This window comes from Parapedobacter soli (genome assembly GCF_025460835.1).
In the GTDB taxonomy this organism is placed as follows: domain Bacteria; phylum Bacteroidota; class Bacteroidia; order Sphingobacteriales; family Sphingobacteriaceae; genus Parapedobacter; species Parapedobacter soli.
The window spans coordinates 1-22,587 of sequence record NZ_JAMXAY010000021.1; the positions used below are offsets into that span (position 1 = coordinate 1).

The 22,587-nt window shown below is 53.6% G+C and carries 10 protein-coding genes; 1 reads left to right on the forward strand and 9 read right to left on the reverse strand.

Going from position 1 to position 22,587, the window contains the following annotated elements; genetic code table 11:
* Nucleotides 1–25: 25 nt before the first annotated feature.
* The 9 genes from NGM62_RS10645 to NGM62_RS10685 form a co-directional block, all read right to left on the reverse strand.
* A complete protein-coding gene (locus NGM62_RS10645; RefSeq protein ID WP_262247840.1) occupies nt 26–1,591 on the reverse strand; it encodes a TonB-dependent receptor plug domain-containing protein in 1,566 nt (521 codons plus the stop codon).
* Nucleotides 1,592–1,846: 255 nt separating this feature from the next.
* Nucleotides 1,847–2,419 carry a helix-turn-helix domain-containing protein gene (locus NGM62_RS10650; RefSeq protein ID WP_262247843.1) on the reverse strand — a complete coding sequence of 191 codons (573 nt, stop codon included), beginning with the start codon at nt 2,417–2,419 and terminating at the stop codon, nt 1,847–1,849.
* Between the two features lie 70 nt (nt 2,420–2,489).
* Nucleotides 2,490–5,156 (reverse strand): DUF7133 domain-containing protein, encoded by a 2,667-nt coding sequence (locus NGM62_RS10655; RefSeq protein ID WP_262247844.1) that lies wholly within the window; start codon nt 5,154–5,156, stop codon nt 2,490–2,492.
* Nucleotides 5,157–5,218: 62 nt separating this feature from the next.
* Nucleotides 5,219–6,211, reverse strand: a complete 993-nt coding sequence (locus NGM62_RS10660; RefSeq protein WP_262247847.1) for a glycoside hydrolase family 43 protein — start codon at nt 6,209–6,211, stop codon at nt 5,219–5,221.
* 16 nt (nt 6,212–6,227) lie between these two features.
* The gene (locus tag NGM62_RS10665) at nt 6,228–8,681 is read right to left on the reverse strand and encodes a family 43 glycosylhydrolase (RefSeq protein ID WP_262247848.1); all 2,454 of its coding nucleotides are present in this window, start codon (nt 8,679–8,681) and stop codon (nt 6,228–6,230) included.
* Nucleotides 8,682–8,712: 31 nt separating this feature from the next.
* Nucleotides 8,713–10,389, reverse strand: coding sequence for a RagB/SusD family nutrient uptake outer membrane protein (locus tag NGM62_RS10670; protein WP_262247851.1), 1,677 nt, complete (start codon nt 10,387–10,389; stop codon nt 8,713–8,715).
* A gap of 23 nt (nt 10,390–10,412) precedes the next feature.
* Nucleotides 10,413–13,415: a SusC/RagA family TonB-linked outer membrane protein gene (locus NGM62_RS10675; RefSeq protein WP_262247854.1), complete on the reverse strand. Its 3,003-nt coding sequence runs from the start codon at nt 13,413–13,415 to the stop codon at nt 10,413–10,415.
* A gap of 23 nt (nt 13,416–13,438) precedes the next feature.
* The gene (locus NGM62_RS10680; protein WP_262247855.1) at nt 13,439–15,187 is read right to left on the reverse strand and encodes a RagB/SusD family nutrient uptake outer membrane protein; all 1,749 of its coding nucleotides are present in this window, start codon (nt 15,185–15,187) and stop codon (nt 13,439–13,441) included.
* Between the two features lie 17 nt (nt 15,188–15,204).
* Nucleotides 15,205–18,273 carry a SusC/RagA family TonB-linked outer membrane protein gene (locus NGM62_RS10685; RefSeq protein ID WP_262247856.1) on the reverse strand — a complete coding sequence of 1,023 codons (3,069 nt, stop codon included), beginning with the start codon at nt 18,271–18,273 and terminating at the stop codon, nt 15,205–15,207.
* A gap of 231 nt (nt 18,274–18,504) precedes the next feature.
* On the opposite strand from NGM62_RS10685, the gene NGM62_RS10690 reads away from it, so the two are divergent.
* Nucleotides 18,505–22,587: a hybrid sensor histidine kinase/response regulator transcription factor gene (locus NGM62_RS10690; protein ID WP_262247857.1), complete on the forward strand. Its 4,083-nt coding sequence runs from the start codon at nt 18,505–18,507 to the stop codon at nt 22,585–22,587.

Consider the following 22,587-nt stretch of genomic DNA (forward strand, 5'->3'; position numbering starts at 1 on the left):
CCTGCAAATCCAATCCCCAAAATTCTTAAAAGCGAAATCCCTGGATGCTTTTGGCATGCTCAAATGCTTCGTACAACTTGCCGATACCCAGCTCATTGCCGCTGAAATAGTCGCCAAATGCGGTTAGCTCGCCGCGGTATACTTCCGGCCGGGCCAACATTCCCGTTTTGCCCATCGCCGCACTAACGGTGAGTGGAAGTTCTAACGTATTTTTGAAGCTATAACTTACGCCCCCGGCCGGATACAGCCCCCATTTTTGATCATACAAAGAGCTCCCATCAGCACGGAGGGTCAGGTTCACATTCAGGTCGTCGTTGAAATCCAGTTTCCAGAGGCCGAAGAAAGACAACAGGTTATCCCGGTCGTGGCCCGACCAGGCATCGGTCTGGCTGGCGTTGTAACCGGTTACCACTTTGACGAAATTGGACCCACCGTATTCCAAATTCTTATTTCCGTCGACGGAGGTAATGCGGTTATCCGTGGTCCGGACCTCATTACCCAGTGTCATCGTCAGGTCCGTCCGGTCGGAAAAACGGTGGCTGTAATTCACCGTGGTGTTGATGGAAATCAACTGTCGCTTTACGGCGGCGCTGGCGGCGCGGACAGATCCGTCCAACACATCAGACGGGATGAAAAAATCGCGCTTAGCACCCTCGTATGATATACCCGCCAAGGAGGTAACGGACCACTTCGGAGCCAATTGATAGCTGAGCCGCAGCGATGAAAGCTGTGCCGTGTTCTTATTGTCATCCATGAAGAATGTTTCATCAGGCACCACTGGGCGTGGCAGCCCACGCTCGTATTCGCCGGCATAGCGGCCTTTCCGATTGGCGAGGGTTAGATTGCTGTAGAATTGCGCCGTAAACTGTGGGGAGATGTTATAGGTTGCGTTTAAAAACAACGATTGTTGGGTAAATTTGGTTGCGGCCACCGCTCCGTTATCCTGCTCGTTCGTAAACCCGAACAAATACGACCCGAAATCGCCGCCCCCGTCTATGATTGCCCGCTGGCTGTGGGTAATCTCCCGGCCGTATACCTCCCGCCGGGCCGTGGTATTGAAGTTGTAGAAGGCATCTTTGCGGTAGTTGAAGTCGTTCAAATAATTGGTGCCGGCAAACGCCGATGCACTGACATGCAACGGCCCGGTACGCCCCTCCTTCAATACGATGTTAATCGCCCCGTTTGCCGCCAGTACACCATAAGCGGCCAACTGGTCCACCGCTTTGATGATCTCGATACGTTCAATCTGTTCGGGGGCATAATAACTCAACGGGTTAATCGCCGTCACACCGGAAGGGCTGCCAATAATCGGCACGCCATCGATCATGATCATCGGCATGGTGGAATCATCCGTCGGATCCATACTCAGTCCGCGGAGGTTGATGACCGACTGGGTGCCGGCCTCGCCCGACCAGCTTTTCACACGAAGACCGGCTGTACTGCCTTGCAAAAGATTTTCTACCCCATTCCGTACGGGCCACAACACACTGTCCACTTGGACTACCTCCTGTGCATCAGTCTCCATCAAGGCCGCCGGGAGTAAAAGAATGCTGAAAATTACTTTCCAAAAGGATTTGCGGAATAAGTCCATAATACTAAGGGTTATCGGTTCCATACTTCAGTCGACAAACTATCCATATATATTTATTTTAGTATCAATACGCTTTCCTTAACTCTCAAAGCACGAATTGCTTGCCTAGAAAAGTTAAGCAATACTAAACAATGTTTATTAACGGAATAAACCTAGAAAATTAAAAAATCATTAAACCGGTGGGCAACTCCGGTTCAGGTATTTAAACGCAGAAAAGAGATGGAAAGGTTAGGTGCGCGAGGCGGCTGTTTTTAGTTAATTCTCAAAGAAGTAAATAACCAACATCACAGCATTGTAGGCTCCGATATTCTTGGGTGTATGTGGTATGCGCCCGTCAAATAACATGGAGTCCCCGGCATTTAACCGGATATTTTCGTGTTCAAACTGGTACTCAACCTCGCCTGATAACATGTATTTGTATTCAAATGCCTCAGTTTCCACCATGGGCCGCTTGGCGTTCGGCTCCAGTTCAAGCAGGACGATATCCACTGTGGACTTCTCGATATTCCGGGTGAATATCCGATGGTAGCGGAAACCCATGGCCTGTTCTTTTTCGAAATAGTAGTATTCATCCCGCCGCTTTACAAGAATGGTCTTTGCCGACTCTGCGGTATCGATTTCTTTGAAGAAGACATTCAGGTCGACATCCAGGGCTTTGATAATCGCTATCAGCACAATCAAAGACGGGACGGCACGGCTATTTTCAATCTGGGAAATCAACCCTTTGCTTACGGATGCGCGCTCAGCGAGTTCCTGTACCGTAATTCCCTTGCTCTTCCTCCGCTCCCTGATCTGGTTTGCAATCTGGATAAGTATATCTTCTTTCATTCAACAGTGCCTCCGCAAGCAAAGATATGCCATTTCCGGTGAACACCAAGCAAGGTGTAAAATAACCCCCTTATTTCTGTTGCTCCAAATACGCCACCAACGAGGCCAGCTCTTCGTAGCTCAGTGCATTCGCTAAGCCTTCAGGCATCATGGACATATCCAGTTCACGCCGGTCCTTGATATCTGCCGTCTTGATCTCAGTGGCTACCCCGGCTACGTTGCGGATGGTGAGCTTCTCGGCCGACTCCGCCGTGACAAAGCCCACATACATTTGGCCATTATTGAGCTCAATCTGTACCGTTGCAAAACCCTGTGAGATGGATGCATTTGGTTTGAGTATCGATTCGGCAATTTTCTCACGGTTCATGATGGAGCCGACCTGCCCCATGAACGGGCCTTTTTGTGGCTCGCTGGCATCCACGGTGTGGCAGGCCACACAGCCCTGCTGCACGAACAACGCTGCCCCAGCCTCCGGATCACCTTTGATACGCTGCAACGCAAGCAGAACGTCTTCAATCGACGACTCGCCCACCTGTCCCTTCTTGTTCTTGATCGCTTCCAAATCGACCAACGCCGCTTCTTCACGTGCTTTTTCCAGGTCGACCGTGCCGAACTGGTCGATACCGAGACGGTACTTGGTATTGAGGGCGGCGAAGGAAGCCCTATCTGCCTTGCTGGCCACTTCCCACTGTGCGATCAGGAAACCACGTATCGCTGGGGTCGATGTCCAATCTTCCGTCTTATAGTACGGGCCGTGTGTATCGGGTCGTGTGCCCCACCACCAGGAGGTATCGTATGCCGGCTCGCGGTGATAGATGCGCGCCAAGGTGTTGATTATTTTTTCGCGATAGGCGGTGTCATCGGTATGGTCATAAGCCCCAATCAACGCATCCACCACACGGTCGTCATGGAAGTAGCGCATGGTCCATAACGCCATATCGGTCTGTTCGGTGCCCAGCGCGTCGATGCATTCCGCCACGGCATCCAGCGCGACAAGTGTCCGTACCGTAAGGTGGGGGATGATGATTTCTGCGTTAGGGGTGGCGTGCGGGCCTTCGGTTCCCAGTGCCGGTGCTCTGAAAGAGGCCGGTACCCCGGTATTGAGCAACTGGCCGATGGCTTTTCGGATACCCAATCGTCCTACGCCGATGATGGCTGCGGCCTTTACCCGTGGGTTATCCGATTGCAGCGCGGCGAGGAAGGGTTCGGCAGGCACTGCATCAGCCAGCCCTTTACGGTCGGCCAGGGCGCGCAGGGCAAATTCCTGCAGGGCGGTATCCTGCGTAGCCTCCACCAGTCGGTCGATGCCTGCCCTGCCGGTCAGCTGTGCGTAGGTGTATAAGGCGGCCACCCGCTGCGGTTTGTCCAGCGATTCCTTTTCCACCAATCTCCATATAGAGGAGGTTGTCCGGTCGCCGGGATTCCGGCTGAGCAATTCGAACTGTGCTGCCTGGCGTACTTTGGCATCGGGCGATTCAAGCAGGGCGATGAGTTTGCGGTCCGATAACTGGGTCACGTCGGCAAACGGCTGATATTCCCACCCGTTGGGCACCACGCGGACCACATAGCCGATATCCGGGCTGCCCGAATATCCGGCGCCGTCCCAAGCGGATAGGTACATAATCCCCGACCCGTCGATATCCACATCGGTAATCTGCGGCAACTGGATGAACGGCTCCTCGGCCTGGGTGAATGTAGGACCATCAGCCGTAACTGGATGTTTATAGAGGTAGCTCCTACCCCAATCAGCCATCAGTGGTGTATTGTTGTAAGCCTCGGGCCAACGGTGATCGTTCAGGTACAGCGAGCCCGTTCCCGAGCCACCACCCACATCCACCAGCGCTGGAATGATCTCTTCCGTATAGTGTTTAAACAGCAACGGGTACCCATATTCGCCCGATTGCAGCTGGTGGGAGAACCGGATGTTCCAGCCCCCGCCGTCGTTGGTATTATCACGGGTGAACATGTTCATCAGCGGGTCGATGGCCACATCGTAGATGTTGCGCAGACCATGTGTATAGACTTCCATCTCGGTGCCGTCGGGCCGCACGCGAAGGATACCGCCACCGAGCATGGTCAGCCGGGTACCGTCACGATCGGTCGCATTATGGAAACCAAAGTCGCCCACGGCGATGTAAATCCAGCCATCGATGCCCAGCTGGATGCCGTTGGTGGCGTGGTCGGTACCCCGCTCGGCAAGGTAGGTGGGGTTACTCAGGTCGGTGATCAGTACTTGCGCAGTGCTATCCGCCACCCCGTCGTTGTCGTTGTCTTCAAAAACAATCAGATCCATGTTCTCGGCCTTTTCCGTTTCGGGCGAAAAACGCGTATGCAGCACATATACCTTATTGCCCATAGCGAGGATGCCGCGGGGGTTATCCACCTTGGCAAACTCGGTGTGTGTATCGAGGATACCGTCGCCGTTGCAATCGATCAATTTGACGATAGCGCCGTAGCCCATGTCCTTACCGAGGGAACCCATCTTGTCAACACCCACGTACACATCACCCAGTGCGGAAACGGCCATGCATGCCGGGCTCGGCACCAAACCGGCGTCTGCAAATACTCGGATATCGAGATCTTCCGGCCACTTCAGCCCCGCCGCCAGCGAGTCGGTCATGGCCTCGTATTGGTACGTGGCTGCCGGATTACAGTTGCGTGTATGGTCGGTGCAGCTCCAGAAGGCGCCGGCGACTACCAGCGCGTAGGCACTCCAAGTATTGATCAATTTATCCATTTGGTATATAAAATTCGTTTTAATGCTTGGCAAACTTAGATAAAGTCGCTCCGTCATGCAACCTATAACTCCAATACTACCAACTTATCCCCTGAATCATCCACTTCAAACAACCTGGGAATCCGGATATACCGTCCATTTTCATCGGCACGGTGGCTGTGCACGGCCATGAGGAGCTTGCCGTCAAATGTACGGAATAACATGCCATGGCCATGGTTGGGTGGGGTAATCGGATCTTTTTCCTGTATCCATGGACCATCCAAGGTACCGCTTTGTGAGTAAGCCACGCCCTGGGTGTACACATCAAACACCCAACTGGTCCATAGCATACCCAATTTGCCCGTCTGGGTACGGAACAAGAAGGGTCCATCGGTCACTTTGTTGGGTACGATGTTGCCCTCCGCATCACGTTCCTTGCTCCACGGCGAATCACTTGCCCGGAACAGGATTTCACCTTCACCCACCGAACCGCTCAAGTCGGGTTTCAGTTCGATCTTTTCCATCGTGCCGTTCCAATTCTGCAGCCATTCGTGGCAATATATCATATATGGTTTGCCATCTTTGTCCACCCAAAACGTGCCGTCGAGTGTGGGCATGTCGGCCGGTAAGTACGTTGTATCCGCCATCGGCTTGTAAGGGCCGTCGGGGCGATCACTCACCAATACATGGGAGGCCCGCCGTTCGATGACGTTCCCTTTTACGGTGTCGATGTTCACCTCCCGGTTGGTAAACGTGGCGAAGTTGTAGTATTTGCCGTTGTAGGCATGCAGTTCGGCCGCCCACACCATCGGCTGCGGCCCCATCCATGATTGGGGATCGTGTTGGATCACCCGGAAAGGGCCCGTCCATTTTTCCAAATCGGTGCTTTTCCAAAGCAGTCCACCCGTACCGGTCATGTAATATGTAGACGTCTGACTATCCGCCAGGATAAAGGGGTCGTTCAAGCGGATGGAGTCGAGCGGCACATCCGTTCGTAGCTTCAGCTCGCGGGGTTGTGCAAAGCCCCACACTAAGGTGCATGCCATCCACGTACCAACCACCAATAATTTCTTCATAAGCAATCAGCAATTATCATAAATCATCAAGACTCCACACATCCTCCCACTGCACGTAAGGGACGTCTTCGTCGAGTCGGACGGGCAGCCAAATATAGCGACTATCTTTGAGATCGCCTGGCTTCCAGCGGTCGGCCATGAAAATAAACGTATCCTTTTTCCCCGGAACGGGCAGCACGAATGTGGATTGCGCGTCGAAGGTAATTTCCGATTCGGGTCCACGCATCGGGTCGCCCAGCGATGTCCATGGCCCGAAGAGGTTATCGGCCACATACAGCCGGGCCCTGTTGGGCCGCCAACCGGTGCAGGCACTGGTGAAGAGGTAGTATTTACCCCGGTATTTAAATAGGGCCGGTGCTTCACGATGCTCACGGAAGAGCAGGCTGTCTTGCGTGGTCGGCTGGAGGTAGTCGTCGGTTAGTCGGGAAATACGCAGATCGAAATTGTCGTCAGAAGCGTAGATGTGGTATGCACTGCCATCGTCGTCCACAAACAACCCCATATCGCGTGACATGTTGCCATTCGGCCGGAAGCTGTCCATGAAACGGAACGGCCCCGTAGGCGAATCGCTCACCGCCACGGCGGCTCGGGCCGCAGCGTATCCCTGCCCACGAAGTTCGAGGTGGAACCACATCACAAACTGCTTTGTTCGCTCGTTGTAGATTACCTTGGGCCGCTCCATGATGCAGCCCCAGGTGATGTCGCTGTTGGGGTCCTCGACGGGCGATAGGGCCAAAGCTTCATAACGCCAGTGGTAGAGGTCGGTAGAAGTATATACGTTTACGCCCTGCGATTGCCGGCCGCCACGTTTCTCCCCATACCAATAGTATACACCGTCGTGGTACACGATACTACCGCCATGGGCATTGATATGTTCGCCTCGATCGTCGTGCCACAGCTGGCCAGGCGCAAAGGCGTTACGACTCAGGTTATTGGCCACCCCGATATCGGGCGACTGGCCGGGCAACACGGGCTGGCCATAGAAATCGCTCACCACCGAATCCACTAACGGCCTGCCTTTCCCTTTGGCTGGCGAACCGCTTTTCAGCAACAATCCTTTGAGCGCATCCATACCTGGGTGCCCCAGGTTTTCCAGCGTAACGAACAGCGGGTCGTCCAATACGGCGGCCGGGTCGCCGGGCCGGTCGATATGCTCACCGTAGTACAGGTTGTGGCTATAAAAAATACGGGTGGCTTTCGCGTCCTCGTAGTCCACTGGCGACAGCGCGTAGAAAATATTATTGGCAATGAGCGTACTGTCGGGGTAACCGTGCCAATTATCGAAGGCAACCAACGTGCTGTCGGCATCGGGGTGCCGGTGGGCTGACACGAGCAATACATTGTTGTATATTTTCGTGTTGGAGACGGGTCCCGGCAGGTGTATCACCGGTGAAAAACCCGCGTGCTTCCCCGTTATGCGGCCGCCATCGTTCACGCTGACGTTGTAGCGCACGACGGTGCCCGTGTTGCCCACGCTCGACCGCCCGCTCGCATTGCCGTCATTGCATACCAATAAGAACCCGCCTTCGTTGTCGTGGCTGTAATTGTACTGGATGAGCGTATTGCGGCAGTTCCAGTCGGAATCGAACCCTTGCGCATCCCACGGTGCTTTGTGGTCACTTACCTCGTTGAACTGGATGATGGTATTGTCGCAGCTCCACGGCCATATCCCCGCGGCCGCCTCGCTATCGGGCAGTAGGCGGGGGCAGTCGCGCATCACGTTCCATTCAATCAGTGCCGAATCGCACCCAATGGGTACGATGCCGTCGCCCGGCACGCCTTCCAGCAAATTATGGCGGATAACGACAGCGCGGCTGGGGTGCCAATTGTCGCGGCTCCAATAGCCGTTGATGAGTATGCCGTTGCGGTGGGTGCGTTTTACGGTGCAATGTTCAATGGTGAGCCCTTCGTACCACGAGGGGGTTTCGCGGCCACCGTTTTTAACGATGATACCTGCGCCGCCACCTTCTTTCTTCACCAAGCTGCCATTCACGTCGTGGATATCCAACTCGTGGAGCCGTATGGCCTTTGCCACGCCAAAATCCTGGATTTCGACAATCACCCCCGCCCTGCCAGCCTCGCGCTCCGGACCGTAGTTGGAGATGTCGAGGCCCGAAAGCTCCCACCCCGATACGTTATAGAGGTGTACGGTAGCAAGGAAACGCCCATGTGCCTGCAATCGGGGCTTGTACCCGTCGCCGAAACTGGCTACCACGATGGGCTGTGCTTCCGAGCCAGAACCTTGGGGTTTGAGCTGACCCTCGTAAATACGGCCCGCGCGGAACAGCAGGGTGTCACCGGGTTGGAATGTAGCTTGGTTCACGCGGTCGAGGCTCCGCCATGCGGCGGTGGAATCCAAGCCTGAGGCCCGGTCATCGCCATCACGTGCGTCCACATAGTACGTGTCAGCATACGCCCACTGGCCCATCAGGGAGCAGGCTATCAATACATATACGAGTCGCTTCATCATCGTGCGTTTCTTTATTTTTCTACTATGCAAGTTACCACCCCTCGTTTTGTGTAAGCACGCCATTGGATTTCTCCACTTCGGCCCGTGGTATGGGGTAGCGGTACATCTTGTTTTCGAACACCCGGCTTTGCACAGCTTGTGCTGGGTAGGTATACGTCAAGGCACCGTCGCTTGCCCGCGTAATGGTTACACCGCGAATCGGCTGCCCCAATGCCTGTTCAGCAATTTGCCAGCGCCGCACATCCCAAAAGCGGTGTTCTTCGAAGGCCAGTTCCACCCGACGCTCGTTGCGTACGCGATTCCGGAAAGCCGCTTGATCGGCATCGGTCACAGGCGGCATATCCACGCCGGCGCGTTGCCGTACCGTATTTAGCGCCTCTCGGGCAGACAGGGTAAATCCAGCCGGCACAGCATCGGGGCCGTAGGCCTCGTTCATGGCTTCGGCATAGTTCAGCAGAATTTCCGCATACCGGAAATAGATCCAATTGTGCGTGCTGGTCCGATTCTGCAGCAGATCGAGGCCCTCATCCACAAACTTCTTGAGGTAATAGCCGGTTTCTGTTGCGCGCGGTTTTCCCGGCCCGTCCAGTCCGCCATCCCAAAATTCTACAGTTCGTCCTTTATACGACGAATTGTTGACAATGATACTCATCTGCAAACGGGGATCCCGGTTCCCGTAGGGCTGCTGCGGATCGTACTCCGGGTCTTCGTCAATAGGCAGCCCATTGATCGTCTCATACGCATCCACGAGGTTTTGCGACGGGTTCGTACCACCGCGCGCACCTTCGAAGCCCACCGGGTAACTGGACCGCTCCAGGTTGTTGGAAGCGCCATAACGGCGCTCCAAGATAAATTCCCCATTGTCTACCGCTCTGAATAGGTCGCGGTAATTGTCGGCAAGGGAATAACGATTGAGTGCAATCACCTCATGGGCAGCCTGCGCAGCGGCAAGCCATTTCGTCTCATCGCCGGCCGGGTTGTTCAATGGGCTGGCCGCATACAGCAAGACCCGCGCTTTGAGCGCCATGGCGGCGCCTTGGGTAATGCGCCCCAGGAAACGGTCGGACTGGAACCCGCGCCACGAATCGCGCAGTGCTGGCAAGGCATCATCGATCTCCGAAACGATAAACGCCACGCATTCGTCGTACGAATTCCGGGGCAGCATGGGGGGTGCGTCGGCGTCGAGCACTTCCTGGATGATGGGCACGCCGCCGTAGCGTTTAATCAGTTCGAAATAGAAATAAGCGCGCAGTACTACCGCCTCGGCACGCAGCCAGCCGATATCGTTCACATCATTTACATATGCGTTTTTGCCGCTTTCGGTTATGGTATCGCGGTAAACGATCTGGCGGTAGTCAGTCGAGCGATCTAAAAACAATGTCGCTTTGCGGATTCCGGCATAGTTTGCGGCCCATTGATCGTCGGGATTACTAAATGCGCTCCAACTGCCATTCACCAGCCGGTGCACGGCCGATCCCGGCCACGCATGTACTGCTTCGTCCGAGGCGGAAGCGAGCAACGCACCATCAATCCGATCAAAGCCGGCCGGCAGATAAGTATAAATACCAAGCCCGAAATCGCGCATCGTACCGGCTGAATTGAATACTTGGTCTACCGTGTAGTTGGTATCCAGCCTCCGGTCAAGGAAGTTCTTTTCGCAAGCGGTCAGCAGCAACGCTGCCACAAGCCCTATCAATATTTTCTTCATGGTCATCGTAGTAAACAATGGGTTTAAAACTGGGCCGTTAGTCCGACATTATAGGATTTCAACGGCGGGTATCCGCCGATGCTCTCGGGGTCCGTACCGTCAACCCCGCTCCATGTGGCGAGATTGATTCCGCTCACGTAAACACGCAGGTTGTTGAGGCGCAGCTTCTGCTGCCAGCCGTCTGGTAATGTATAGCCCAGTTCCACGTTGCGTAACCGCAGCATCGCGCCCGACCGCATCCAAAACGACGAATGCTGGTAGTTGTTGTCATTCGGCAACGTACTCAGCCGTGGATAATCAGCTTGGCCAGCCGTTTGCGGCGTCCATCGGTTCAGTGCCATTGCCGGGATGTTATTGTCATTCTGGAGTGCCCAGAAATAGGTGCCGTCGAGGAACAGGCTCCGCTGACCCGTGCCGTGGAAAAACACATGGAAATCCAACCCTTTGAATGCCCCACTCACGTTGAACGTATAGGTGAGCGCAGGTTGGAAGGCCTCGCCAATGGCCACGTAGTCATTTTCGTCGATTAGCCCATCGGCATTCTGGTCTACGTAGCGGATATCGCCGGGCTGCACGGGCGCAAAAGTAGAGACCGGTAGGCCCGGCAATAACGAGCCATTGCCGTCAAAATCGTCTACGCCCCAAAACCCATCGGCTTGTAACCCGAAAGGCTGCCCCACCGGATGGCCAGTACGGTACAGGTACGGTTCCGCCCGTACCACCTCATTCATCGCTGCGATCTCGTTGTGGCTGTAGAAGATGCTGCCGCCAAGCTTATAAGCCAGGTTACCAATGGTATTCCGGTAGTTGGCGGTCGCCTCAAATCCCCAGTTGTTCACTTCGCCCATATTGCGGTACGCGGAGCCCAGCCCTATATAAGAAGGTACCGTGCCATCGTCGGTCGCTAAGATGTCCCAGCGGTTCTCGTAATACGCATCGATCCCTATATCAAACCGGTTATACAGGGTCGCTTCCACGCCTAGGTTATACTGTAACGACTTCTCCCACGAAATATAGGGGTTGCCCGGCACACCTTCCACGATGGTGCCGAAACCGTTGTTGCCCGGCCCGAAAAAATAGCTGCCCGAATAGTAAAAGTCCTGCTGGTAAGCAAACCGCGGACCAACCAACCGGTCGTTGCCCAACAGCCCTACCGAGGCCCTGGCCTTGAGGTAGGAAAAAGTGGTGCTTTCTTTGAGGAAATTTTCGTTGCTGACTACCCATGCGCCCGACAGGGCCGGGAAAAACCCGAAACGGTTGCCCGCAGGGAAGCGCTCTGACCCGCTGTAAGAAAACCCGAGTTCGGCAAAATACCTGTCGGCGTAGCCGTAATGGAAACGCCCCATCACACTCTGGTTGGCGTAGGGCACGTTGTTGCCACTTACGGCATATACGTCCTGATAATACATCAGCTGGGCCGAAATGCCGTTGGCTCCGAAATCCCGGTCGTAGTTTACAGAGAACTGGAGGTTGGTCCGGTTCCACTGGTCGTTGCCGCTCTGGTCTATGGCCAAATCGGTACGGGTACCATGCTGCCGGTATGCATATTCCTGCTGACCGTCGGCATCCGGTTGGGCACTCAATTCGTACACAGCAATATTGCGCGTCTTATTATAGTTGCCGCGGTGCCAATTGTTGAATGCGACCGTTTGACGGAGGCTGAGGCCTTTGGTAATAAAATCGAGGTGTTCGGTAAGCCGCAGTGTAGCCATGAGGTTGCGATCGGTGCTGGAGTTCAGCCCCCTATCCAACACGGATGCCACGGGGTTATCGAAATACAGCGCATTGCCGCCCCACGTACCATTGGGATTGCGTACCGGATAGGCATTGGCCGGAAACCGCGCCATGTTATTCCACAGTTCCGGCCCGTTGAAATTGGGGAAATGGCGGTCTTCGATACGGCCACCCAAATCCATTGCCGCAGAGACGTATTTACTCAGCTGCATGTCCACATTCGCACGGAAGTTGTACCGCTGGAAGTCGGCATTTGCGTTTTCCACGCGATCGCGATCGGTATTGGCGTACAGCCCTTCGTTTCGGTTGTACCCCAATAGGATGAAGTAGCGCGCGGTCTGCCCGCCCCCGGAAAAGGTCAGGCTCATGTCGCGCTGGGGCGCGTATTTACGGAGCACCTCATCGTACCAATTCACGTCGGGGTATAAGTAAGGATCGCTACCGGTACGGTAGGCTTCCAGTGCTTCTGCGCTGTACCGGGGCTCCAATCCATCGTTATTGAGGGCTTCGTTGTACAAACGCGCATAGTCGTACGCGTTTACAAATTGGGGAAGCTCCGTGGGCTGCTGCCATCCGTTGCGTGCGTTGAGCGTGATGCGTGTCTTGCCCGCTTGCCCACGCCTGGTGGTTACCCAGAGGGCACCATTGGCTCCGCGGATACCGAATTGCGACAACGCTGCGGCATCTTTCAGTACGGATATCGTCTCAATTTCATCGACCGAAAGCTGGTCGAACGGCGTTTCAAGTCCATCCACGAAAACGAGGAAGCTGTTATCCTGATACGTACCGATACCGCGGATAAATAGCTGCGGGGCGTCGTATCCCGGTTCGCCACTTCCTTGCATCACCGTCAGGCCGGGCAGCCGGCCGAACAGCGTGTTGCTCAATGTTGGCACCGGCGTAGTGCGTAATACGTCAGTGCCCACCGTAGCCATGGAGGCGGTGACCGCGTGCTGCGGTTGCTGGCCAAATGCCACATCCACCAAAGCGGTACGGCTGTCGGGGGCCATCACGAGTGCCAAATCCTGCTGCCCGGGACGTACGAGTTGTACAATCGTTCCATACCCTTGCAAGCTGAACATCAAGGTCGCGGTGTCTGCCAGTACAATCGCAAATGCGCCATTTTCATCGGTCTGTCCCTGCGAAACACCGTCTCTATTTTCGATGGTCACAAAAGACAGCCCGTATCCATATGAATCGGTTACCCGCCCGGAGGCCTGTTCCTGTGCCATCAAAGCCACGGGGCACCAAATTCCGATTATCAAAAAAATACTGATATACTTGTTCATCATAATATTACGATTTGGGTTGGGTATCACCATCCCGGTGTCTGAGAAATATAGCCCTTGTCGAATTCACTTTGCGGTATGGGATAACGGTACATCCGGTTGTCCCACACGCGGTTCTCGAACACTTCCTTGCGGTATATGATATCGCCGTTTGCCTGCTCATATAGATTGAGGCCCCACATGCTTCCCCGCATCACCCCTTCTTGATCGGCAATAAGCCACCGCCTTACATCCCAATACCGGTGTTCTTCAAATGCCAGCTCGATGGCACGTTCCCTCCGGATTGCCTCGCGGAGTTCTTCCTGTGTATCGTAGCGTGCGTCTGCAGCTGAGAGTTCGGGGATACCCGCACGGCGGCGGATTTCGTTCACCGCCGCATAGCTTGCGCCGTCCATGGGGTTGATCTCGTTAAGCGCCTCGGCATAGTTCAGGTAGAACTCCGCCAAGCGGAAGACAATCCAATTGAGTTGCCCGCCATCCCAGTTCAAGCGCGACAGGAACTTCTTCATATAACCTACCCCGTTCACGGGCGCATGCTCGGTCCACGAGCCATTGTTGCGGCGGTAGAAATGCCGCACTCCGTATTCATCGTTCCAACGCGATCCGGAATAAAACACCGACCGCTGGAACCGGGGCTCCAATTCGCCCATTTTCCCCAAAAACTCACTATAGGGCCCCTCGTCGGGCCACACTTGGTCCTGACCGGCTACCGTATAATATTTTTGGGCATGCTGCAGGGTAACGCCGTGGCCATACCAACCCGCATAGATGCCACGGGGCATCACAAACTGAAACATCATGGGCCACCAGGCCCCCCACCAGTTGTCTGATTTATTGGCAAGGATCACCTCGGCATTGTCAGGCAGGGTCACGGCTGTTTCGTATGCGGCCCCCGGGTCAGCGGGGTTTACGATAAGCCGGATATTGCCTGCACCGGAAGCCCAATCCAACACCGCTTTGGCGGCATCCGCTGCCGCGCGCCACCGTTCGGGATTGTAGTCTACATAGCCGGTATATTCACGCTCTTGCGCGTTGTAGGGACTTGCGCTGTTCGCAAGCGGACTAGCCGCAAACAGCAGCACACGCGATTTGAGTGCCAATGCGGCACCTTTGGTGGCCCGTCCGAGGAACGCCGACGGATAGCCGTCGGGCAATACTGCCGCAGCTTCATCGCAACTCTGCACAATGAAATCAACACACTCGGCATAGGTATTGCGTGGTAATTTGACATCGCCGTCGGCCTGCAACACATGGTCCACAATGGGAATACCTCCATAGCGTTTCAACAGTTCGGCATGCTGCAAGGCCCTCAAAAAGATTGCCTCAGCCCGCATCTGTGTACGCTCCTGCTCAGACATGTCGGGCACCCGGTCAATGTTGGCGATAAAGATGTTTGCATTGCGGATACCTTTGTAATGGTGGCCGAAGCCGTCCTCCGGATTGGATTGCGGCCCCCACACACCGGTATTGAACGTATTCGATCCCGGCCAATCGTCGTAGACGTCGCCTTCATCGCTCGCCGCCATCACCATGGAGGCGTCTTTGACCCCTTCCCAGCGCCCCCAGTCTTTGGGGAAACCGGCAGGTACTGACGTGCCGTAGGTTTCCCAGAGAAACGTTTCGGCCTTTATTTTGGCAGAAAAGATGGTATCGATGGTCACATCGCTGCTGTCGGGCTTTTCGAGAAAATCCTTATTGCATGAAGCAAGCACCGCCACGCAACAGCCCAGTACCCCAGCTGCTATATACTTCCAAAACTTGTCTAATTTCTTCATTTGTTTACGTATTGCGGTTAGAATTGTACGTTTATCCCAAAGTTATACACCCGCATCTGCGGGTAGAATTGGCCGCGGCCACTGGGCGATTCCGGATCGAAGTGCCGCACGCTGCTCCAGGTGAGTAGATTGTTGCCATTGGCAAACACGCGTACATGGCTTACACCCATCTGGGCAAGGAAAGGGCCGCTAAAGCGGTACGCAAGTTCGGCGTTCTTCACCCGCAAGTAACGGCCGTCTTCCAGCCAGAAATCCGATTGGGTATAATTATGCTTACCCGGCGTGGGCGACAGCTCCACCCGGGGGAAGGTAATGGTTTCGCCATTTGCATAACGCTCGGGGGTCCACCGCTCCAGGTGTGTTTTCTGCGCACTGCCCCAATCCGTATCAAACGGCCACGCCGCCATTTCATTTAGGTAAAACGATGCCTTATCGGTACCCTGGAACAGCACCGAGAAATCAAACCCTTTGTAATCAAACCCAAGGGCAACGCCGTATACGCCTTGCGGGAATGTAGAAAATCCAATCGGCCCGCGGTCATAGTCGTCGAGCGCGCCGTCACCATTCCGGTCTATGTAGCGGATATCGCCCGGCTGGGGGGTTCCCCAGGCCCAAGAGGTGATGCCGCTGTTTTCGATTTCCTCGGTGGTATTGTAAATGCCATCGCTGGTGAGGCCGAAAAACTGGCCGACCGGCCGGCCGGTTTCGCGCATGTATTCGAATGGCCGCTCGGGTTCGTCCATAAACAGGATTTCGTTTTTCGCATAGGTGTAATTGGCTTTCACCCAGTAGTTGAAGGCATTGATATGGTGCCGGAAATTAACCTCCACCTCAAACCCGCGGTTTTCCACCGAGCTGATGTTGGCCGGGGGTAGCGGTGCCTGTACCAGATCGGGCACCGTGCCCAGGTAAGACAGGATGTTGTCGCGCCGTTCATGGAACACGTCGCCCACAATGCCGATCATGTCGTCGGCCAGGTTCAACTCCAATCCAATGTTGCTTTTCCGGGCGCGTTCCCACGTTACGTTCGGGTTGCCTACTTTCCCTTCCTGTGAACCTCCATACCATTGCACATTGCCGGCATTGGCATCGCCGAAATGGTAGCCCCCGGCGTAGTTAAACACGTCCGGTAAATATAGGAAGCGCTCACCACCGATTTTGTCGTTGCCCACCTCACCGTATGACCCGCGTATTTTGAGGAAGCTGATCAGCCCATCCTTCGGCATGAAAGGTTCTTCGGTAACTACCCAGCCCAATGAAAACGAGGGGAAAAAGCCGTATCGTTTGTTTTCGGGGAAGTTCTCGGAGCCGTTATACCCCATATTGAACTCGGTGAGATACCGCCCCGCATACCCGTAGGTGGCGCGGGCCACCGTGCCGACGTAGCCCATCGGAACGGCATAGGCGTACGAAGGGTTGTGTGCTTTTTCCTGCATATATAACAACAGGCCGGTAACGCGGTGGTCACCAAAGGAGCGGGCATAATCCAGCGCGAGTTCGGTGTATATCTTCCGGTTGCGCCCGTAGCCTTCACTGAATGAAAACGGCGTATCCTCCCCGTTCCGGATGAATACAGGTTCGTCCGGGTTGTTTGGATTGCGCACAATGTTGTAGGTAGCGGTCCACTTGTTGCGCCGCACCCAGTGCTGGTAATAGTGGTCATACGCCAGCATTCCCCGGGCCGAAAGGCCTTCGGTAATGAAGCCCAGCTTGTGGCTCAGCCCGATGTTAGCGTTGAGCGTACTGTTGAAGTTCCGTTGGAAGCCGCTGGACGTAATGAAGCTTAACGGGTTGTTGATATTGGCCGGCAATCCTTCCACGTTATCGATGATGCGCCCGTCTACAATACCGGGGTTCATCAACGGGTTCGCCCGCAGCATGCGGAAGAAAATTTCGCCTGCACCCTGACCGGGGTAATTCATATCTGCCACTTGCCCGGCCAGTTTGAGTGTTGCCGAGAAGTTATCGTTGAAATCCATGTCGAAATTCGACCGGAAGTTGTAGCGCTGATACTTGGGATTGGCCGAGAATTCGCGTTGCGCTTCGTTTACGTCATACGCGCCGTTTTGAGAGAAATACCCCGCGGAGACAAAATAGCGCGTATGTTGCGCCCCGCCGTTGATGTTGAAGTTGTGCTGCTGCTGGGTGGATACATCACGGATAATCATGTCATACCAATCGGTACTCGGCCTGAATATCGGGTCGGAACCGGTACGGTACGCTTCGATGTCGGCCGGCGAAAAAAACAGTTGCTGGCGCCCCATATTCTCTTCGGCCTCGTTATGCAGTATGGCATATTCGTAGCTGTTGAGCATCTCCGGAAGGCTGTTCGGTGCCTGCAATCCCACGTTGGCCGTATAGCTGATCTGGGGCTTACCCGATTTACCCGACTTGGTGGTAATCAGGATAACCCCGTTGGCTCCCCGCACCCCGAATACGGCCGTGGCGGAAGCGTCTTTCAGGATACTGATGTTTTCGATTTCATGGGGGTCAATTTCATTGAAATTCCGCGGAACACCATCCACCAATACCAGCGGATCGGATTCGGCCCCTTCGTTCAATGTGCCAATACCCCGGATCTTCAGCCTTGACTGGTCGTATCCGGGTTCGCCACTGGGCTGCAAGGCAACCAAACCGGGTAGACGGCCCACCAACGAGTTACTGATGTTGGCGGTGGGCGACTGCACCAACTGTTCGCCCTCCATCGTGGAGACCGCTCCGGTCAGCGTAGCCTTTTTCTGCGTACCGTAGCCGATCACCACCACCTCATCGAGGGTGGCTTCATCTACTTCCAACCGTATGTTAATCGTGGTGCGCCCGTTTACCGGTTGCTGTTGCGTGGTATACCCGATGAACCGGAATACGAGTGTGGCATCGGGCGATAGGTCGTTCAGCCGGTATGCCCCTTCGGTGTCGGTGGTTACCCCGTCGGCGGCACCTTGCACCAGCACGCTTACCCCGGGTAAGGGCGTCCCTTGGGCATCCGTTACCTTTCCCGATACAGGTGCCTGTCCGTGGGCGGGCAACACGGCAATGGCGCACACCCACAAAGCCACCAACATACCAATACGTTTTAATTTCTTCATAAATTGAGATTTGGTTTACTATTCAGTTACCGGTATTCGAACAAATGCTCGAATTCATCATTCGGCAAATATCAACGAACAATATGGTTTGATAAGGGGTGAAACTCGTCAAAAGAGGGGGGTAAACCAGCCTACAATAGCGTTTAGCTCCGTTCTACCGGTTTTTGGCTTGTATAACAAAATTAGTTTGCGGACATTTACTTGCTGATTACTGGACTAACTTCGCGTTGAATGATACGTTTATATCCCTTTATCGTAGTTATCATAGCTGCTTCCGTGTTTGTTCATATAAATGTGTATGCAACAATAAAAAACCACGTTAGCTACCTGGGTATTGAGCAAGGGTTATCAAACAACTATGTAACGAAGATATTCCAGGACCGGCACGGCTTTATGTGGTTCGGCACCTACGATGGTTTGAACCGCTATGACGGCTATCAATTTAAGATCTATAAAAACCAGCCGGAAAATGCGGCTACATTGCCGGACAATCGCATCATCGATATCATCGAAGATGCTTCTGGCCATATATGGGTAGCTACCAAGGGAGGTGCAGCGGTACTCCGCCAAGGCGCCGAGACGTTCCAGCAATTACATCTTGTAACCGAAAACGGAGAATACGCACCTATCGCGTTTGCCATCACCGGATTTGCCCTGGACGACGACCAGCGACTGTTTGCAGCTGGCGAGCGGGGCGGTGTATTCAACATCCGTCTTTCCGAAGCAGGGATCCCGATTGCCGAGCCCATTGTGTTGCTTATGGAGGGGACGCAGAAAACAAATTACAATGCACAAACACTACATCTCGACCCGGATAATGGACTATGGGTAATGATACAGAATACCGGCCTTTGCTATTATGATAAGAAGGAAAACGCCATGCGGCTGGTCACTGATGAAGTCCGCACGGCCACGTGCATGGAAATCGTCGGCGGCCGCCTCTGGGTAGGCAACGAGTACGGCCTGTTCCGGTACCAACCACAAGCAAAAAAGTACATACACTACAACCTGCAGTCGGGTTTACCCAGCAACCTGGTTTCTGCACTTTACGAAGGAAAAGACGGTAGGCTCTGGATATGTACTGACGGCGGTGGCATTGCCGTGATGAATACGCAGTCGGGCGAATTCGAATACCTGACAGGGAGCGACGAAGGCGGTGTGTTGACGAGTAAAGCCGTATTTGCAGTGTATGAAGATGCCCAGTTGCGCCAGTGGATTGGCACATTGCGGGGCGGAATAAACATAATCGACCGCAATAAGGGCAATTTCGAACTGGTAAAACACCCCACCCCGGAAGGTGTTATCAGCGCGAATAATTTTGTGCTCTCTTTTGCTGAAGGCGATGCCCATACGCTGTGGATTGGAACCGATGGGGGTGGACTGATGAGGTGGGACAGAGAAGCAGACCGATACGAATATTTCAAACAAAACGAGCACCGGGGTGCGTTGAGCAGCAATTATGTGACCAGCGTACTGAGCGACAGCGATAACGGCCTTTGGGCAGCCACCTATGGCGGCGGAATAAACCGTTGGGATCAACAAACCCGATCATTTATTAGCTATACCTGTACAGCAGCTGATTTGACCAACCACCGCTACGTTTGGAAACTCCACGAAGATAAACTGAACCGCATTTGGGCGACAACCCTCGCTGGCGGCGGCATATATTTACTAAACCGGGAAACCGACCGCTTTGAACCCTTTGCGATTAATGTGACCGACGCATTAAGTATCTTTGAAGAAGATGACGACGTATTCTGGTTTGGCAATTATTATGCGCTGATCAGGGCAGACATGTTCACGCGGTCAACGCAACATTTCGATATAGGCCATCCGGTACGCTGTATCCATGATGGAGCCGGCAATTTACTATGGGTAGGTACCGAAGGCGGCGGGTTACTTGCTTTTGATAAGCTAAGCGGAACTTATAAGCGTTACACCGAAGAAAACGGCCTACCCAGCAACGTCGTGCTCAACATCCTGGAGGACGACAATGGCAGTTTCTGGATTTCGACGTATAACGGATTATCGAAATTCAATCCCACAGACCGGACATTCCAAAACTTTTATGAATCGGATGGACTGCAGAGCAACCAATTCAGCTATAATGCTGCTCTTGAAATGAAATCAGGAGAATTCTTGTTTGGCGGTATCCGGGGGTTCAACATATTCCACCCCGATAGTGTGCGCTTCGAAGCCGCTGCACCACCGGTTGTATTGACAGATTTACGGATTAACAACCGGCCGTTCAATAGCTATCTGGATCGGACTGACAATTTATTAACAATGACCCGTCTCGTCCTTCCCTACCAGCAGGCGGTCCTCACATTCGGTTTCGCCGCATTAGAATATGCATTTCCCGATAAAATCAAATACGCATATTTCTTGGAAGGCTGGGATAGCGACTGGAATTACGTAGACGGGCAGCGAACTGCCCACTACTCCCGGCTGGCCGAAGGCACGTACACGCTCCGCATCAAATCAACCAATACCAATGGTACATGGAGTGGGGCCGAACGGACCATCGCCATTGAGATATTACCCCCTTGGTGGCGTACCATGTGGGCATACTGCATGTATGTAATGGCTGGTTTAGGTATCATTTACCTCTATATCGTTTACGACAGGTGGCAAACAAAATTGAAATATGAAGTAGCGCTGGCGCGTAAGGACGTAGAGAACGAACGCCGGCTTAATGAAAAAAAACTAGCATTCTTCACCCACATCTCCCATGAGTTCCGTACACCGATAACCTTGATTGTCAACCCCATCAAGGACATGCTCTATAGCGAAAACAAGGTATTTGATCCAGAAGAGCTTACCAATGTGTACCGCAACTCGCGACGGTTGCTCAGTTTGGTCGACAAACTTCTGCTCTTCCGGAAAGCGGACAGCGGAGTAGATGAACTTCGGCTTGTCAAGTTGGACCTAGTAACGTTATGCAATGAGGTATTCTTCTGCTTTAAGCAGCATGCCGCATCGCGTGACATATCCTATCGGTTTATCTGCGGTATGGAGGGGTTGGAGGTGCTCGGCGACCGGGAAAAATTGGAAATCTGTTTGTTTAACCTCATTGGCAACGCTATTAAATTCACACCTGACCATGGTAGCGTGACGATGATGCTTTCTAAGGCAAATGAAGAAGTTGAAATTGTGGTTTCGGATACCGGTTGTGGCATCCCTGCCCATGTGGGGGATGCACTGTTCAACCGGTTTTACCGCGACTACGAGGGTAATGGCCATGGTATTGAAGGATTTGGAATCGGCTTATTCCTTACCAAGCAGTTTATTGAGGCTCACAATGGTTCCATTTCGTATACAAGCACGTTAGGCAAAGGGACTTGTTTTAGTCTTCGGCTACCCACCGGAAAAGAACAATACGAAGGTCGCTTGGTATTTGAAGATGTAGGCGAACATTCGGCCTTTCTGGACGAGCTATTGCCCGATGCTCCAGAAGAAGATGCCGTTGGAGCCGAGGTGGTCCATCGGGAACTCACTCATGTCTCTGACATGGTGTCGGATGGCCCGGTGATGCTGGTGGTCGATGACAATGACCAAATCCGAGCTTACATCCGGCAAATCTTTGAAAATGATTATACCGTGTACGATGTTGACAACGGGTCCGCTGCGTTGGAATTTGTCAAGTCGTATGAACCCGAAATTGTCATCAGTGACGTGGTGATGAAAGGGATGTCAGGCATCGACCTGTGCTCGCAGATGAAAAGGGATCCGTTATATAGCCATATTCCGGTTATCCTACTTACGGCCAGTTCATCCGCTGAGGTAAAACTCAAAGGGATAGAAGGCGGTGCCGACGACTACATCACCAAGCCGTTCGATAAGGAACTGCTGATTGCCAGGGTATCCAATATACTTAGGGGTCGGGACCAACTGCAAACGTATTTTTACAACGAGATTACCTTTCAAAGCAACGATCACAAAATCCCCACGGCCTATAGTGATTTCCTTAGGCGATGCATCGGAATCGTCGAGGCACAACTTGATAACCCTGATTTCAATGTCAAAACGCTGGCAGACGAAATCGGGATGAGCCACTCCAACTTATACAAGCGGATCAAATCTATATCCGGCAAGTCGGCCAATGAATTCATTCGGTTTATACGTCTCCGTAAGGTGGCACAGCTGCTCATTACCACCAACCAGAACATCAATGAGGCTGCTTTTTCAGCCGGGTTCAATGATATCAAATACTTCCGCGACCAATTTTCGAAGCTATTTGGCATGAAGCCTTCCGAGTACAAACGGAAATACGGAAAGGTGTTCAGCAAGAAACACACGTTGAAAAAGCGGTAG

Coding starts and splice junctions, on each gene's coding strand:
- NGM62_RS10645 (WP_262247840.1), bottom strand. CDS start 1,591: ATGGACTTATTCCGCAAATCCTTTTGGAAAGTAATTTTCAGCATTCTT.
- NGM62_RS10650 (WP_262247843.1), bottom strand. CDS start 2,419: ATGAAAGAAGATATACTTATCCAGATTGCAAACCAGATCAGGGAGCGG.
- NGM62_RS10655 (WP_262247844.1), bottom strand. CDS start 5,156: ATGGATAAATTGATCAATACTTGGAGTGCCTACGCGCTGGTAGTCGCC.
- NGM62_RS10660 (WP_262247847.1), bottom strand. CDS start 6,211: ATGAAGAAATTATTGGTGGTTGGTACGTGGATGGCATGCACCTTAGTG.
- NGM62_RS10665 (WP_262247848.1), bottom strand. CDS start 8,681: ATGATGAAGCGACTCGTATATGTATTGATAGCCTGCTCCCTGATGGGC.
- NGM62_RS10670 (WP_262247851.1), bottom strand. CDS start 10,389: ATGAAGAAAATATTGATAGGGCTTGTGGCAGCGTTGCTGCTGACCGCT.
- NGM62_RS10675 (WP_262247854.1), bottom strand. CDS start 13,415: ATGATGAACAAGTATATCAGTATTTTTTTGATAATCGGAATTTGGTGC.
- NGM62_RS10680 (WP_262247855.1), bottom strand. CDS start 15,187: ATGAAGAAATTAGACAAGTTTTGGAAGTATATAGCAGCTGGGGTACTG.
- NGM62_RS10685 (WP_262247856.1), bottom strand. CDS start 18,273: ATGAAGAAATTAAAACGTATTGGTATGTTGGTGGCTTTGTGGGTGTGC.
- NGM62_RS10690 (WP_262247857.1), top strand. CDS start 18,505: ATGATACGTTTATATCCCTTTATCGTAGTTATCATAGCTGCTTCCGTG.